Below are 14757 nucleotides of genomic sequence, written 5' to 3' on the forward strand. Positions count from 1 at the left end.
ATTAAAGGTTATTCATGATATAGGCAGTTATAAGTTTAAAGAGAGATTATATTGCTAAATAGAGGACCCTATAATCACTTTCAGGAAGAAAAAGCGGGAATTTCAAGATAAAAACCCTTAGAGTTGTCATAAGAGAAAGTATATTAATATAACTTTTTAGAAGTGTTAACCCGTGATTTTTCTCATATTGCCATATATTATATATATCAGAATAACAAAATTGGTAAATCAGGTCAGTTAAGCGTAATGTTTTGATAACTATAGAATTTCAAATGAGCAACTAAATAAAAAGATTATAGGGGTCTCAGCAGAGCGGCGTTATTTTTATTAATAGAGGGGGGAATCGTTTATTTACTTCATGTCTATATCTTCATACACAACAACTGAAGATTTATCCAAATTCTTTGTATCGAGCAATGCTGAAACCGGTTTTTTACATGAAGGAAAAACATAATATAGTTTAGAATTAATACAACAAAATGATTTGAGATCCTTAGAGTCAAATGACTAAGTATAATAAATAATAAGGGAACTAAAACGATTAAGTGATTAATCGTAAACAAACAAAATAGACAAAAACGAAAAATGTTAGCCATTAACAGATAAATTACGATTGAGAATAAAAATCTAAAATTTAATTGACATTTGAGAATTAAATATTATGGGACTTAACTCATTGTGAAATTAGCTTAAATCCAAGAAAAATCACTGCCAATATTTAATCCCAATATAAAATTGAAGATTAATCATTTTTTTCTAACTAAACGTAACAAGATTTACTTAAAGTATTAGTTAACAATGAGTAATTAGATAAAAAGATAATAATAAATAATTGTGCAGATAAATATAAAAATTTGCATTTCGTCTCACTAAGTTAAGTATTCTTAAGATATGAGATAAAATTAACAATAAAAATATAACTTCCTATAATATATATTATGTAAACTAGATACAAACATAATAGTACCAAGTGGTCTCAGCTTCAAGTTCCCATAAGATTCATTATTGTCCCCTAATTTGGCTCAAGTTGACTATAATATTCAATGCTGCTTCCGATTAGTCGGTTAGTTCTCATAATAAATGGATTCGAACATAATTCCTTGGGTTGGACAGAATAATTCCCAGGAGGAATGATAATTATGAATTACGTTCAAGCTTCGGATGATTATCTCACTTAGAAGTTGAGAAAAATTACTCCTTGAACACTTTAACTAGTTACGCATTCGATTTAAAGCTCTACGGTGAGTTATTAACTGCTAACAACCGATCATTAGACTTAGATGAGCTCACGTCGTCCAGTGTGCGTCGTTTTGTGCAAGATCAGTCATAGTATTAAGCCAAGAACGCTACAACGCCGCATTTCGTGCTTAAAATCATTTAGTAAATATTGTCTAAAAGAAAATTACATGAAGTCTGACTTCACAGCAGGTATTCAAGCACCTAAAGTCGATAAGAATTTACCTGAATATATGACCTTACAGGATCTTCAAAAGTTATTTACCTATTTAGAGCATGATCCACGACCCCAAAGAATTAGAAATGAATTAATGTTTAAACTACTTGGAACAACAGGAATGAGACGTCAAGAATTAGTGGATTTAACATGGGAGTAAGTAAATTTAGAAAATCAAACGATTTTAGTTCGAGGAAAAGGGAGAAAAGAACGCCTCCTTCCCCTTCATCCCATTGTCTTTCCGTTATTTCAAGACTATAAAGAAACTCTTTTAGAGCAGCAAAAACATTATAGTGAACCAATCTTTTATAATCAAAAAAATAAGCCTTTAAATCCGCGTGGATTGCACAAAATATTTAAAGAGATTTTAGAACGAGCTGGTTTACCCGCTCACCGATTCTCTCTGATCCATTTGAGGCATACGTTTGCTACCTTACTATTGCAAGAAAACAAAGATAAAGTGGATTTAAGAACGTTACAGGAATTATTAGGCCATGAAAGTCTTGCTACTACGAGTATGTACACCCATATAGATTTTGAACAGAAGAAAAAAGCCATAAACAGTTTTTTTATTAGTTAATTAAAAGTTACCGCTGAAAACGGCAAAATAGATGCCGTTTTTTGATTATGTTAACAACTTTAACCTTACATCTTTCCACTTTAACAACTGTTCTATGATTTGTTGTTGAACAAGACTATCCGCGTCCGAGGAAATATAAAATGGACCAGCCTGCTACCAGAGCATATTAAAATGCTTCGGAACTACTTTCACAAGGAATATTATGACGTCCCCGATCTTGTGTTAGATGAACAGCAATTGAAAGAAATGAATAGTTAATTTGAAGAATGCATGGTATATCCTTCCCGCTTTCCTTTACGGTGTACAATAATGGCTCGGTGTAAACCATTTTCTGAGTGTCATTTATGAATATAGATGTGTACATAGGCTTCTCTTTGGAACTACAAAAGACGTGAAATGATTATGAAGCCAGGCATGCAAAGTTTATATATTGGTCACAAAGGACGAACAGCACATGGCAGGATCAAAGATTTCCACTTTCATCATTTGTTCTCTCCCCTTCTTATATAATCATTTACTTATGCTATGGATAAAACGAAAGCCGAGTGATTACTCGGCTTTTCAGTTTTATTTATACGCCCGTTTTAGAGAAACGTTCAATTCTTTCTCCGATTTCATCACGAACACGTTGGAAGGTCGCCCATTTTTCTTCATCGGTCCCTTCCGCTCTTGCTGGGTCATCAAAGCCCCAATGTTCACGTCTCACATGCGGTGGCGTCATGGGACATTTGTCCGCCGCATCGCCACATAATGTGACCACAAAATCGGCATTATTTAAAATGTCAGGGTCAATGATATCGGAAGTTTGATTGGTAATATCCATTCCAACCTCGTTCATCGCTTTAACAGCTTTCGGATTTAACCCATGTGCTTCAATTCCTGCACTTAGAACTTGCCATTCGTCTCCTAGATATTTCTTACCCCATGCTTCAGCCATTTGACTTCTGCACGAGTTACCTGTACATAAGAAGTAAAGTGTTTTTTTAGTCATGTTGTTTCTCTCCTTTATGAGTAAAATGATGTGTTTAGTGAATAATGTTCAACCATATATATAGGCCAACTAATGTGATGAACAATGTTGGGAGGGTTAAGATAATACCCGTTTTAAAGTAGGTTCCCCATGAGATTTTCACGCCTTTTAATGAAAGGACATGCAGCCACAATAAGGTAGCCAGAGAACCAATCGGTGTAATTTTTGGTCCCAAGTCCGAACCGATGACATTGGCATAAATAAGGGCTTCCTTAATCGCGCCCGTTGTATTCGTGTCGGAAATAGCCAGAGCGTCTATCATGACCGTCGGCATGTTATTCATAAGCGATGAAAGAACAGCTGCGATGAATCCCATTCCGACAGTAGCAGCGAATAATCCTTGATCAGCTGTCACTTGGATTAGGTCGGCTAAAATGTTCGTCAATCCAACGTTTCTCAATCCATACACCACGACATACATTCCAATGGAGAAGAACACAATCGCCCATGGTGCGCCTTTTACAACGGTCTTGGTATTTACAGCTGGACTTCTTCTTGCCATAAACAAGAAGAAAATGGCGATAACACCTGCAATGATGGATACAGGAATGTTGAAAAATTCACTGATAAAATAGCCTACCAACAGAACACCTAAAACAATCCCAGACAGGCGAAACATTTTTACATCCCGAATGGCATCGACTGGCTTCTTCAATTGAGCCATATCATAATTCTTCGGAATGCTCTTTCTGAAGTACAAATATAATACCAGGATGCTAGCTACTAATGAAAACAGGTTGGGAACGATCATTCTAGATGCGAACTCAATAAACCCGATATCAAAAAAGTCAGCAGAAACAATGTTGACCAGGTTACTTACCACAAGCGGTAAGGATGTAGTGTCCGCAATAAACCCACTCGCGATGATAAATGGGAAGATCATTCTCTCTTCCAACTTCAAGTTTCGAACCATCGCCAATACAATCGGAGTTAAGATGAGCGCGGCACCGTCATTTGCGAAGAACGCAGCGACTAGAGCTCCGAGAATGCTCACATACACAAACATCCTAACTCCATTTCCCTTGGCCGCTCTCGCCATATGTAGAGCTGCCCATTCAAAGAAACCAATTTCATCTAAAATTAAAGAAATAATGATAATAGCAATGAACGCCAACGTCGCGTTCCATACAATCCCCGTAACGGTAATTACATCGTTGAAGTCAACAACTCCAACGAGTAAGGCAAGTAACGCACCCCCGCATGCTGACCAGCCGATTGACAATCCCTTGGGTTGCCAAATGACGAATGTCAACGTCAGCAAAAAGATGATACTCGCTAATATAACTGTACCCACTGATGTTCTCCTCCTCGTTAGTCACAACAAATTCGATTTCCTTGTGCTGTTAATTCTTCTACTTTAAATGCTTGACTTGGCAAGTCCTTGATAACCGTTTGAATAAATGAGTAATACGAGGATGCTTGGTTTAACGAGTAAAATATCCATTGTCCCCTTCTCGCTTCATTCACAATTCCGCTATCTTTCAACTTTCGTAAATGTTGGCTAATAGCAGGTTGGCTCATATCAAACAGGTCTACAAATTCACAGACACAACATTCATGTTCAGACATAATTTTCACCATGGTCAAACGTGTTTTATCACCTAAAAGTTTAAGAACGTTTGCAGTACCTTCTATTTCCAACGCTTCATTCGTTTGCATGTTATCCCTCCTAGCCTAATCGAATATATAATTAAATGCTTATGTGATTATTCAATATCATTGTATAAGCATATTCTTATTTAATCAAGGCTTAACTATTCAACAAAATAATTTTTTATTTTAGTCTGCTTAAAAGATGGTTTCAAAATATCTCCGAGCCTATTAGCCCCCTTCAAAGACTTGTTTAAGGGTGTTGTTAATTTTCTTGATGAACTAACGGGTGCGTTAGCTGAAGAACGGAGCTGTCTTTAAGGCAACTTTTTCTTTATGCAACTAACGGGGCAGTATAGTTCCATAAGGTTTCATTCCTTTTTTGGGTTAAAAACGAGTGAATTGAAACATCATCGGGAAACGTATATGAAGAAACTATAAAAAAGGAATTGAAGGAAATTGGCACAGTATTACTCTTTACTAATCTTGTCATTTGTAATGCTTGTGGGGATGTCGGCTTATTTTTGGCATTTTTATAAATTGAAAAAGAAAAACGAAGATTCGTATAAGATACCGATCAAGGACATTTTTGGAGTCGCCTTTTTATTTCTCCTATCAGGATTCCTGTTTGTTTTTTCTTTGTTAGACCTGCCTAACTTTTTAGCTGATAATACGAAACAATATAAAGGGGATTGTGAGGTCGTCATATTCGATATTACAAGAGGGGGACATACAGAGGCTAACTTTGGAAAGCATAGCATTATGTTTCCTAAGAATTATCAGGGTGTAGAAGAAGGTAACTACTACTGTGAAGTAGAGTATTATCAACAAACTGAACAAGGAAAGACATTGAGAGTTTATCAGTCAAAAGGCGGAATACTAATAAATGAAAAATAGTGTTTCTTAATCAACTAACGCAGTGTATTCGTACTGTGAGCTCTAAGTAAGAGCCATATTATTAAAATGATGAAAAATATAAAACGACTCCCTATCCTAATAATAGTTTTTTCAATTTACATATTAAAATTTCTCTTTTTTGTCGCTGGTAGTTTTCTCTTTAAAAAATATGGACTTTAACATTGAGTGGAACACCAGAGTTTCGTTCACACCATTAAAAACAAAAACTGAGGTGGAGTTAAATGTATGATACATGGATTTCTAGTCATTTCATAAATACAGCGTTCTTCCCTGTTTTAGTGCTTGGTGTAACGATAATAATATCAGCTAACAGCTATCTTTGTTCATTTCATGGATGGCTAAAGGGTGCATAAGTTGAAGATCGGAGTTGTCTTTAAGGCAGCTTTTTCTTATGGACACTAACGGGGCAGGATAATTCAGTAAGGTCGTATAAGACATATAGTGAACAAATAAAAAAAGACAGTGTACCACTGCCTCTTTTTGTATGGGTTAAAGAAAACGAAGAATTATTTAATCTTATCTAGTGAAATTATTCTATGTTTTAATTCTGAATTCATATCTAAAACACCTATCACAATTTGATTATCTTCCGTCAATGTTATGTATCTGAAATAATCATCATCAGAAATCAACAAATCGGTGTCATTCGTCGTTTTTTCCATTTTGGCAAATACATCTACTGTGTACTCAAGGTGAAAAAAATCATCAAATCCCTTGCTTGAGCTACCTACCCAGGTATACAGAAAATCTTTCAGTGTGATTTGTTCAATCCCCGATAATTGTTTCTTGAATTTTAACTTATCTACTGTAACGCTTATCATCTTTCATCACTCCTTAACGAGTCTTAATTATATATATTGAAGTCTCCTCCAACAATGCTATTTGCGTAACAATCCGGTTACAATTTAGTTACTAAGGGGCAGGTTTGTTGAAAAAGAATGTCCATATTCTATCTAAATGCTAAATGATTGTTTTCTGATAAAATGATGTGAATTACAGCCTTTTAGGAGGAGAAAGATTGGATGCTTTGGTTGTTGGATATATGAAGATTGGTTTAAAATCCTTATAGAACTAACAGGTTTCTATTACATAAATGAATTTGAGCTATGTTTATAGCTCTTTTTTATGGGTACTGAAGTCTAATTAAAATTATATAACTTATCTACTATGGATTATTTTACCCTTATGAATAATTACTCTTTATTGTTATTATTTAAAGGTTCGAATTATTTTAATATGATACTGCGTGTATAGGTAGCTTTCTAGTGATAATAGTTGTAACTATTGGATTTCTTCTGAGGAAGAAGTAAAAGTGAGGAAAAAGAGATGGAGTTAAATGCTATAGCAAGGGGATGTTGGTTCGTAATCATTATTACATATTTTGCCCCTATGATTGAAAATATTTGGTTGAGTTTTCTTTTTGTTTTTATCTCCATTGGAATGGGTTTTTATCTATTAGAGAAAATTCCTTACTTGAAGAAGACGATACCAAAGAAAATAGGTTGGATCATAATGCCTTTGTTTTTTGTCTTAATCATTTTACCAGATTTGTTATGGGTAAGGAATTAAAGGTGCGTTATGTGGTATACCCCATAAGAAGTGTACAAAAACACGTCCAAACCGTACAACCTCCAACGGGTTAATGGGGGGCGTAAAAAACAAAAAACGGACTTTCGAAAGTCCGTTTTTCATGCACCCGTTAGTAACTCCACTTATATTTAAGGAGTAAAAACGATGGATTCCTTATATTTTCTTCCTGATGCTTTCTTACCATTTTTTAATGTAACAGGTTCATCTTCCCAAGTTACAACACATTCCAATTCTTCTGTTTTTTCCTTAACTAGAAAGTTTGTAAAACTAAAAGTTTGACCAGCGTTCATTATCTCATTCTCCACTTGTGGTGCTAGCCCAAACATTTTCTTGTTACTTGGTTCATTTCTAAAAGCCCCAATATTAACGTTGTATGCTTTATTGCCTTGGTTAGTCACCAACAAGCTATATACTTCGTATTTCCCTTTTTCTCTTTGTGCTAAGTGTTTATCTTTGGATGGTTCCAGCAATTCAACTTTCCACTGTTCCGTTTCTTTAGCAGCAAGAATTCTTTTTAATTTCCAATCTCTCTAAAACAGGACTCCCACAGCAAGATTCATCCTTAGTTTCAGTTGCTGGGGTATCAGAGTCGCAGGAGCTAGATGTCAGGTTCACACTGCAAACTCCTGTTTCAGGCAGTTCCAAGTGTACTTCTTTTGCTCCCTCATTATCGCCAGTAAGATAAGCCACTACCGAACGGATTTGTTCGTAGCCTGTCGCCAGTAAGAATGTAGGTGCTCTTCCATAACTCTTCATGCCAACAATGTAGAAGTACTTTTCAGGGTGTCGCAATTCTTGTTCACCATGCGGCCGCACCGTTCCACAGCTATGAATATTGGGATCAATTAGCGGAGCAAGCGTGTCTATGCTTTCCACAGCTGAATCAAGGTTTATCCTTATTTCATTTAAAAAGGATATATCAGGTCTGAAACCCGTACTCACAACGATTTCATCGATATCACCAAGTGTGAATTCTTCTCCGTTTAGTTCTCCCACCACAGTGATTTGACCGTTTGTTGGATAAACTCTTTTAATATGAAAGGGAGTAAGAATATGGATTCGTCCAGACTCCACTAATTGCTGAATTCTTATGCCCAACTCTCCACGAGCTGCCAAGCCGTCGTTTTCTTGCCCGCCGTACACTTCATGAATCTGTTTTTTACGAAGAACCCAGTAGATCTTGGTATCCGTAAATTGCTGCTGTAAGGTGGCCAGATCCAATAGAGCATTTATGGCAGAATGACCGCTTCCGATCACCACGGTGGATTTATTTTGATATCTGTTTTCTAGTTGTACGACGTTAGGGATGCCATAGTGGATTTGTTTGTGTAATTGTCTCTCCGCATTCGTCCAAATTCCATTTGAAAGGATCGGGTTCGGATTGGTCCAAGTACCTGAGGAATCAATCACTGCTTTCGCTTCAATGACTTTTGTGTCACCATTCATTTCTACATACAGTTGAAAGGGAACAGTATCCCGTTGTCCTGTTTTTAATTTATCGTGTGCCCTTTTGGCAACACCGACTACTTTTGCTTGTAACATAATGTTTTCCTTCATTTCTGGTAGGTTACTCAACGGCAAAAGGTACTCTTCTACCAATTCGCGACCTGTCGGCAAAGCTTCTTCGTCAGGTGACGCCCATCCAGCATTCTCAAGCAGTTCCTTTGCTGCTTTATCGATGTTATACTGCCACGGAGAAAACATTCGAACGTGTCCCCACTCCAACATGCTCGAACCAACGGAATCCCCCGCTTCAAATACGATAAACTTCTCCCCTTTTTTTAGTAAGTGAGCGGCAGCGGCCAGCCCCACAGGTCCCCCACCTATAATTGCTACGGGTAATGTACTTTTATCAAATTGAACCATCATTATTCCCTCCTATATTTTAGTTGTAATTTGCAAGTATTGTCGAAAAATTATACTACCCCCAAGGAGTAGTACAACATACGGAAGACTTCAACATTCGATCATTAAGCAATTGCAGAGAACGCACGACTGATTCCTTTTCAAACTCATTCATCGTTTTGAAAATCTCATTCAAGTAATCATTCATTTGTTGGTCGATGGTTTGATTGGTTTTCACGCCTTCATCGGTCAGAGAAAGGATAGAAATTCTCCGATCTTCCGCATCAGGGGTTTTTGTGACTAAATTCAATTTTATTAGGGTTTGGATTTGTCGACTGAACGTCGTAATATCCGTTCCCAATGTTTCTGCAATTTGCTGGATGGAAGCCTTATTTTGTCGGTTTATTTCATACAGGATATGGCTTTGAACAAGGGATATCTCAATTCCATCAGCGCTGCAACAATTTTTATTCAATAATCCAAAACGTCTAGTTAAGAGTTGGAAGAGACCTCTAAGGTTTTCATTTTCCATTACTTTCACCTCTCTTTATTTATAAGTTAGTTATTTGCATTTTGCAACTATTCGATTCAACTATTTTTTTGTTGCTCCTTTTAGCTTATTAAAAGCTGTCATGAAATTTCGGTAAGTCTGCTCGCCATAATAACACGCTTTGCCTTTAAAAAAGTTGGTTTCAATGAATTCTTTTGCCTTTTCCACCACAGGTTCACGAGAAGCTAAAACCAGCTTGAAATAGGCATCAAAATAACCAACAGACAATACGCTTGAATGATTCACTGTCATAATCCTCCTACCCCCAAATTGTTTACAGTAATTTCTCCATAGCCATCACATCGACAAATTTCCCGTCTAAAATTCCCTGGTTCTTAAACACTCCTACTTCGCGATATCCCCATTTTTTGTACAATCCTTGACCCATCTGGTTAAAGGTAAAAGTGAATAACACAATTTTATTGAAGTCATTTTCTTTTGCGAGCTTTTCGATTGATTGCAGCAATAAACCGCCAACTCCTTTTCCTCGATGATCTCTTGAGATATAAACGGATAAATCGGCAACCCCTTTATAAGCATCGCGGCTGTTATATTGATTCAAGGAAGCCCATCCAACGATTTCTCCTTCTTGGTCAGCCACAATTACCTTATATCGTCCAATGTGCTTGGCAAACCATTCTTCCATGTAAGTTTGGTCCTTCAGTTCCGTTTCTAACGTGGCAACCCGATCCTCAATCCCTTGATTGTAAATTTCTTTGATGAAATCTATGTCCGCTTCCATCGCTTCACGAATGATCATACCTTTCCCCTTCTCCTTTCACTTGTAAAAGCAAATTATTCATTACAAATATTCTATATCCAATTTATAATACAAATACTTGCAAGTTGCAAGTATAATTTAAGTGATACAAACATTACGTTTTCACTAAGTCATAAATGGGGTTCCTCGTTTTTAATTAATACGAGTAAAAAGAACAATGCAATTTACTATTTGAATCACATCGTTCTTAATGTTACTTTTATAGTTCTTATTTGTTTATATGCAAAAAAACCTCAGCAATTGCCGAGGTTTTATAACGGGATTAGGTTAAATTGCTTATAAGTGAACTTTCTACTTTTTATATGGAAATGGACAGCATCAACCCCATATATAAGGCCGCAATAAAACATATTCCAAATACGAGTCCTAAATAGGGTTTTGCTTTTCTAAAGCTTACAACAATCATCGTCAAAAATAAGATGGAAATTATCATTAACAAGATGGTTTGTAGAGATGGGATGAACTGTATGTACAATGGAGCAATAATATCTTTGCTTAATAACCATTCTACCCAAGGAGAGGCACCTTCTGAACTTACTGTAAAATCAATTTCATGAGGAGGCATGAGCGTCCCTAATACTCCTGTAAGATAGAAAACAATCATCAGTAAAATGGTTTCACCTATTAGCCAAGGACGTGGGTTAAATGATGAAAGATACAATGCCTTTTTTACAAGAAAACCGTTAACAAATGCAAAAGCGATAACAGGTATGATACTTATGTGTTTAAGAAGCAGCATCTGCCCGTAAGGCAGCACCCAAGATTTCATATAATCCTGTGGTTCCACAAAAGAAAACATTATGATAAACCCACTTATTAATATGATGACTAAACAGCCAAGAGCAAATGGTGTAAACCATCGTAAAAACCTTAACCAATTGGACTGTTTCTTTGAGAACCAAGAAACATGGATGAGTATGCCTGTCCATAATGAGACAATAAGGAAATGTGTCGTGTGAGAGAACAATCCCGACCAAAATGACAACGATGCACTATGGCTTGCATAGCCCACTCCAAGGAACATTAGAAATAACAACAACGCCTGTACATATTTTGATCCTTGTACATGGATGGTCATCCATAATAACGTCGCCATAAAACTAATGAAAGTCCAGGCTTTTCCTACCTGAAATTCAGTAAAGGCGGACAGGGTAGCTTGTTGTAACCCAATACCTTCCTTAAAAAAGGAGATAACTTGAACAATGGGTCCTAATGTAAAAATAATAATACCCAGAGTAGAAAGAAGCAAAACAGGTTTCGGCATCCTAATTACTGGTTTTTTTTCTTCTGGTACAAATTGTAGTGCCACATGCCCCGCAAGAATCGAAAACAATATATAGTTTCCTAATTCAGCAAAAGGGATAAGCATATTCATCATTTACGCTTTTTCCTGAACATCAAAGCTACACCCAAGCATAAAACGACTAAAAGAATTACGGTGATGATGGTTGTTACTGAATTGGAGGAGGTTTGATTTTCCTTTTGCACCTCTCCTTTATCCTGCTGTTCATTTTCTTTGTTAGCTGCTTTTGGTTGTGCCTCTTCTTTTTCTTCTTGCATTTGTTCTATTTGTACAGTGAATGAAACCTTGCCAGAAATGGGATGACCATCCTCCCCTGCAATAGTCCAGTCAATGATATACGAACCATTTTCAAGAGGGGCAGAAGGTGACCCAACCATTTTCTTGTCTTGTACCTGAACTTGAGAAAGCGAAACCTCTTCTCCATCTTTCATTAGTTTCATGGTGCTTAATTCCTCTATAGATCCTGCAAAGTCCAGAACGATTTCATCCAGTTCCTCGGTAACCATTTGCCCCTCTTTAGGATTGGAGGAAGTAAGTTCCGTATGTGCATTAGCTATGGTAGGAATGCATATAAACATGCACATCAACATAAAGAGTATCTTTTTCATTTTTATGATCTATCCTTTCTTGTTAGCTGTTATTTTTCTATACAACCCATTCATCATAACATCCTTATCCTCTATAACTTCGCAGGTGTTTTCGACAATTTTGTAAACGTTATAAAAGTCCATTCCGATATCTGTTCCCATTCCTTTTAGTATGGGACGGAATACTCTCTGCCCCATTCTTATTTTTTTTCCTTTTGGTACAAATTTATCAAACACCAGAAATCTGCCATTCTTCTTTAATACTCTTACCATTTCTTTTATTGTCATTTCCGCATCAGGTACCACCGTAAGAATTAAGTTGGCAACAATAAAATCAAATGTTTCGTTCTCAAAGTCCATTTACTGTGCATCCATTTCTCTAAACCTTATGGATGAATCGACATATTTCCCTTGTGCCTGTTTTAACATATCACCCGAGTAGTCAATAGCCGTAATCTCATATCCCTTATGGAGTAAGTATGGGAGGTCCGCACCCGTTCCAACACCGACTACAAGAACTTTACTTCCCTTGTCCAAGCTAACTTCATGAAAGATTTCTTTTCTTGCTTTTAAAAATAATCCAGCGTTAAAGACATAATCGTAAATAGGCGACCAACATTTATAAATAAATTTATTCCACTTGTTATTCATCGCTTTCCCCTCCTATCAAAATAGGCTCCCTCGATGGGAGCCCTCTGTTATTTGTCTTTTAATCTGAGAAGTTAGAACTCGTAGGTTGTTGAGTGTGACAATTAGAGTAGCGCCCATATCTGATGAATGCTTTTTCAAGCTCTTCCCCCTATCGGATCGCCTTTATCTTTAATCTTTTTTTGGTTTTTTTATCAAAAGCATGAACACGATAATCAAAGAAAAAGCTGATAATGCTAAAAATGGAATCGTGATAAAGCCAAGCCAGTTAATATATTCTGCACTACAAGGAACACCATTTACACATGGTTTTAATTCGGCAAAACCTGGAACTTTTTGTTCAAGGTAGTGGAAAAGAGAGATACACCAACCAATTATCGCCATTGGTAGTATAAATCTTTTTACCGAAGCGTCATTTTGAAAAGTTCCAATTCCAAGAATTAAGGCTAATGGGTACATCAATATACGCTGATACCAACATAGTTCACAAGGAATAAACCCTCGAATTTCACTAAAATAAAGACTTCCCAACGTAGCCACAACAGAAACTAGCCATGCCATATAAAGAAATAACTGTGTATTATTTGACCTTCTTGCAGCTTCTTTCATCATTTACTTTCCTCTAACTCTTTATCTATAAGGCTTTGAATCTTTTTATAGTCAAAGGGGTCTTCAAGCATCGTACCGTTTAGCATGATACTTGGTGTAGATTGTACTTTAAACTCTTCAACTAATTTTTCATCCTTATTTACTTCTTCTAAACTCGTTTGGTTCTCTAAATCGTTTTGTAATTGTTGTACATCAATCTCAGGAATAGTCTTAGCTATTTCTAAAATTTTCTCATTTGTCCATAATCCGTCGTGATTCTCACTTGGTTGTGCTTTAAATAACTCTTTATGGAATATCCAATAACTTTCTGGATTTTGTTTATATACTGCTTCTCCAGCCAATGAACCTAGCTTGGACTCATCCCCATGAAATAACACATTTATATACGAAAACTTCACTTTGCCCGTGTCTACATAATCACTCATTAATTGTGGATAAATTGTTTCCCCCCAAGCTTTACAAGAAGGGCATTTAAAATCACCGAATTCCACTACTGTTGCCGGAGCATCAGAATCACCTAACGTAGGTTGACCTTCTATTGGTGGCTGTTTATCATAAGTTGTTTCACTATTTGCATTAGACTTCATTTTGTTAATCGTAACTAATGCAGCCAATAAAACAAATACAGCTAATGTTAGAATTACTGCAATCTTAAATGGTGAATTTTCTCTTTTCGTCATCATAGCACCTCTTTGAAACTATTTTCTAAACTTATAAACTTATCTTATTGGATACTTTAGAGTTAAATAAAATGATTAAACGCACAATACACCCATTACCTTTTAGTCATTCAATAAACTCCTTTTCATTAATTATGTAATTATTTAATATTGTTTGACACACATATTAGGCGTTGCTAATATGATAATGACAAAACACATTAGCTCTGTCTAATATGTTCGGAGGTAAATATATGCAAAATATTGATATCGATATGAAAGTTAAACTAATCCATGGATTTTCTAATAAAACAAGGATTCAAATTCTCGAAAGTATAAAAAACGAAGAAAAAACGGTGTCCCAAATTGTAGAAGAGATTAGCGGTAATCAATCTAATATTTCTCAACATCTTGCGTGTTTAAAAGGTTGTGGAATTATTGTGGGGAGGAACGAAGGAAAATACAGCTATTACAGTTTACGAAATCAACATATACGAGATTTATTAACGATGTTTGATACAGTTCTTGGAGATGTTCAAAATGATGTTGCATGTTGCGATCGTCATATAGATTAGGGGTGATTAAATTGGATGAACAATGTTGTGGCTCAAATA

19 protein-coding genes and 1 pseudogene are annotated in these 14757 nt (G+C 36.1%); 6 read left to right on the forward strand and 14 right to left on the reverse strand.

The genetic code is table 11. The features are described 5' to 3' along the window. The first annotated feature begins 1198 nt into the window (after positions 1–1198). The 3 genes from AC3ISB_RS13165 (at position 1199) to AC3ISB_RS13175 (ending at position 2033) form a co-directional block, all read left to right on the forward strand. Positions 1199–1330: a hypothetical protein gene (locus AC3ISB_RS13165; protein ID WP_489276718.1), complete on the forward strand. Its 132-nt coding sequence runs from the start codon at positions 1199–1201 to the stop codon at positions 1328–1330. A gap of 76 nt (positions 1331–1406) precedes the next feature. Then, on the forward strand, positions 1407–1613 hold the full coding sequence (locus AC3ISB_RS13170; protein ID WP_286178847.1) for a tyrosine-type recombinase/integrase: 207 nt from the start codon (positions 1407–1409) through the stop codon (positions 1611–1613). 21 nt (positions 1614–1634) lie between these two features. Further along, on the forward strand, positions 1635–2033 hold the full coding sequence (locus tag AC3ISB_RS13175; protein ID WP_489276921.1) for a tyrosine-type recombinase/integrase: 399 nt from the start codon (positions 1635–1637) through the stop codon (positions 2031–2033). 571 nt (positions 2034–2604) lie between these two features. On the opposite strand, the gene arsC is transcribed toward AC3ISB_RS13175, so the two are convergent. The 3 genes from arsC to AC3ISB_RS13190 are packed head-to-tail and all read right to left on the reverse strand — an operon-like array spanning position 2605 to position 4722. Next, entirely contained in the window at positions 2605–3024 is a 420-nt protein-coding gene (gene arsC / locus AC3ISB_RS13180; RefSeq protein ID WP_141994867.1) for an arsenate reductase (thioredoxin), read from the reverse strand. 34 nt (positions 3025–3058) lie between these two features. Further along, the gene (locus AC3ISB_RS13185; protein WP_489276720.1) at positions 3059–4357 is read right to left on the reverse strand and encodes an arsenic transporter; all 1299 of its coding nucleotides are present in this window, start codon (positions 4355–4357) and stop codon (positions 3059–3061) included. A 17-nt stretch (positions 4358–4374) separates the two neighbouring features. Then, entirely contained in the window at positions 4375–4722 is a 348-nt protein-coding gene (locus AC3ISB_RS13190; protein ID WP_489276722.1) for an ArsR/SmtB family transcription factor, read from the reverse strand. 390 nt (positions 4723–5112) lie between these two features. Between AC3ISB_RS13190 and AC3ISB_RS13195 the strand changes: the two genes are divergently transcribed. Next, positions 5113–5550 (forward strand): hypothetical protein, encoded by a 438-nt coding sequence (locus AC3ISB_RS13195; protein WP_489276724.1) that lies wholly within the window; start codon positions 5113–5115, stop codon positions 5548–5550. Positions 5551–5792: 242 nt separating this feature from the next. After that, positions 5793–5924: a hypothetical protein gene (locus AC3ISB_RS13200; protein ID WP_339202200.1), complete on the forward strand. Its 132-nt coding sequence runs from the start codon at positions 5793–5795 to the stop codon at positions 5922–5924. 153 nt (positions 5925–6077) lie between these two features. On the opposite strand, the gene AC3ISB_RS13205 is transcribed toward AC3ISB_RS13200, so the two are convergent. The 11 genes and pseudogenes from AC3ISB_RS13205 to AC3ISB_RS13255 form a co-directional block, all read right to left on the reverse strand. After that, complete coding sequence (locus AC3ISB_RS13205; protein ID WP_098372345.1) at positions 6078–6392, reverse strand: hypothetical protein; 315 nt, start codon at positions 6390–6392, stop codon at positions 6078–6080. 897 nt (positions 6393–7289) lie between these two features. Further along, on the reverse strand, positions 7290–7631 hold the full coding sequence (locus AC3ISB_RS13210; RefSeq protein ID WP_480339059.1) for a hypothetical protein: 342 nt from the start codon (positions 7629–7631) through the stop codon (positions 7290–7292). A gap of 25 nt (positions 7632–7656) precedes the next feature. Then, positions 7657–9030, reverse strand: coding sequence for an FAD-dependent oxidoreductase (locus AC3ISB_RS13215; protein ID WP_489276727.1), 1374 nt, complete (start codon positions 9028–9030; stop codon positions 7657–7659). Positions 9031–9082: 52 nt separating this feature from the next. Then, complete coding sequence (locus tag AC3ISB_RS13220; RefSeq protein WP_489276729.1) at positions 9083–9538, reverse strand: MarR family winged helix-turn-helix transcriptional regulator; 456 nt, start codon at positions 9536–9538, stop codon at positions 9083–9085. A 60-nt stretch (positions 9539–9598) separates the two neighbouring features. After that, on the reverse strand, positions 9599–9808 hold the full coding sequence (locus AC3ISB_RS13225) for a hypothetical protein (RefSeq protein WP_480339062.1): 210 nt from the start codon (positions 9806–9808) through the stop codon (positions 9599–9601). A gap of 22 nt (positions 9809–9830) precedes the next feature. Further along, on the reverse strand, positions 9831–10316 hold the full coding sequence (locus AC3ISB_RS13230; RefSeq protein ID WP_489276731.1) for an arsinothricin resistance N-acetyltransferase ArsN1 family A: 486 nt from the start codon (positions 10314–10316) through the stop codon (positions 9831–9833). A 319-nt stretch (positions 10317–10635) separates the two neighbouring features. Further along, a complete protein-coding gene (locus AC3ISB_RS13235; protein WP_489276732.1) occupies positions 10636–11715 on the reverse strand; it encodes a copper resistance D family protein in 1080 nt (359 codons plus the stop codon). Beyond that, the gene (locus AC3ISB_RS13240) at positions 11712–12248 is read right to left on the reverse strand and encodes a copper resistance CopC family protein (RefSeq protein WP_098372352.1); all 537 of its coding nucleotides are present in this window, start codon (positions 12246–12248) and stop codon (positions 11712–11714) included. The genes AC3ISB_RS13235 and AC3ISB_RS13240 overlap by 4 nt, the downstream gene beginning before the upstream one ends. Before the next feature lie 9 nt (positions 12249–12257). Continuing rightward, positions 12258–12878 (reverse strand): annotated as a pseudogene (locus AC3ISB_RS13245) (class I SAM-dependent methyltransferase). Between the two features lie 168 nt (positions 12879–13046). Then, the gene (locus tag AC3ISB_RS13250; RefSeq protein WP_141994934.1) at positions 13047–13484 is read right to left on the reverse strand and encodes a disulfide oxidoreductase; all 438 of its coding nucleotides are present in this window, start codon (positions 13482–13484) and stop codon (positions 13047–13049) included. Further along, entirely contained in the window at positions 13484–14164 is a 681-nt protein-coding gene (locus tag AC3ISB_RS13255) for a DsbA family protein (protein WP_489276922.1), read from the reverse strand. Before AC3ISB_RS13255 ends, AC3ISB_RS13250 begins: the two co-directional genes overlap by 1 nt. A gap of 233 nt (positions 14165–14397) precedes the next feature. Here AC3ISB_RS13255 and AC3ISB_RS13260 point away from each other — a divergent pair, with 233 nt between their 5' ends. Further along, on the forward strand, positions 14398–14718 hold the full coding sequence (locus tag AC3ISB_RS13260) for an ArsR/SmtB family transcription factor (protein WP_098372355.1): 321 nt from the start codon (positions 14398–14400) through the stop codon (positions 14716–14718). The last annotated feature ends 39 nt before the right edge of the window (positions 14719–14757 follow it).

Source organism: Peribacillus sp. GL_122 (assembly GCF_057835005.1).

What these genes read in the sequence shown, in the direction of transcription:
- AC3ISB_RS13215 (WP_489276727.1), bottom strand. Translation starts at nt 9,030, where the DNA reads ATGATGGTTCAATTTGATAAAAGTACATTACCCGTAGCAATTATAGGT.
- AC3ISB_RS13205 (WP_098372345.1), bottom strand. Translation starts at nt 6,392, where the DNA reads ATGATAAGCGTTACAGTAGATAAGTTAAAATTCAAGAAACAATTATCG.
- AC3ISB_RS13200 (WP_339202200.1), top strand. Translation starts at nt 5,793, where the DNA reads ATGTATGATACATGGATTTCTAGTCATTTCATAAATACAGCGTTCTTC.
- AC3ISB_RS13240 (WP_098372352.1), bottom strand. Translation starts at nt 12,248, where the DNA reads ATGAAAAAGATACTCTTTATGTTGATGTGCATGTTTATATGCATTCCT.
- AC3ISB_RS13250 (WP_141994934.1), bottom strand. Translation starts at nt 13,484, where the DNA reads ATGAAAGAAGCTGCAAGAAGGTCAAATAATACACAGTTATTTCTTTAT.
- AC3ISB_RS13230 (WP_489276731.1), bottom strand. Translation starts at nt 10,316, where the DNA reads ATGATCATTCGTGAAGCGATGGAAGCGGACATAGATTTCATCAAAGAA.
- AC3ISB_RS13255 (WP_489276922.1), bottom strand. Translation starts at nt 14,164, where the DNA reads ATGACGAAAAGAGAAAATTCACCATTTAAGATTGCAGTAATTCTAACA.
- AC3ISB_RS13235 (WP_489276732.1), bottom strand. Translation starts at nt 11,715, where the DNA reads ATGATGAATATGCTTATCCCTTTTGCTGAATTAGGAAACTATATATTG.
- AC3ISB_RS13170 (WP_286178847.1), top strand. Translation starts at nt 1,407, where the DNA reads ATGAAGTCTGACTTCACAGCAGGTATTCAAGCACCTAAAGTCGATAAG.
- AC3ISB_RS13190 (WP_489276722.1), bottom strand. Translation starts at nt 4,722, where the DNA reads ATGCAAACGAATGAAGCGTTGGAAATAGAAGGTACTGCAAACGTTCTT.
- AC3ISB_RS13225 (WP_480339062.1), bottom strand. Translation starts at nt 9,808, where the DNA reads ATGACAGTGAATCATTCAAGCGTATTGTCTGTTGGTTATTTTGATGCC.
- arsC (WP_141994867.1), bottom strand. Translation starts at nt 3,024, where the DNA reads ATGACTAAAAAAACACTTTACTTCTTATGTACAGGTAACTCGTGCAGA.
- AC3ISB_RS13260 (WP_098372355.1), top strand. Translation starts at nt 14,398, where the DNA reads ATGCAAAATATTGATATCGATATGAAAGTTAAACTAATCCATGGATTT.
- AC3ISB_RS13220 (WP_489276729.1), bottom strand. Translation starts at nt 9,538, where the DNA reads ATGGAAAATGAAAACCTTAGAGGTCTCTTCCAACTCTTAACTAGACGT.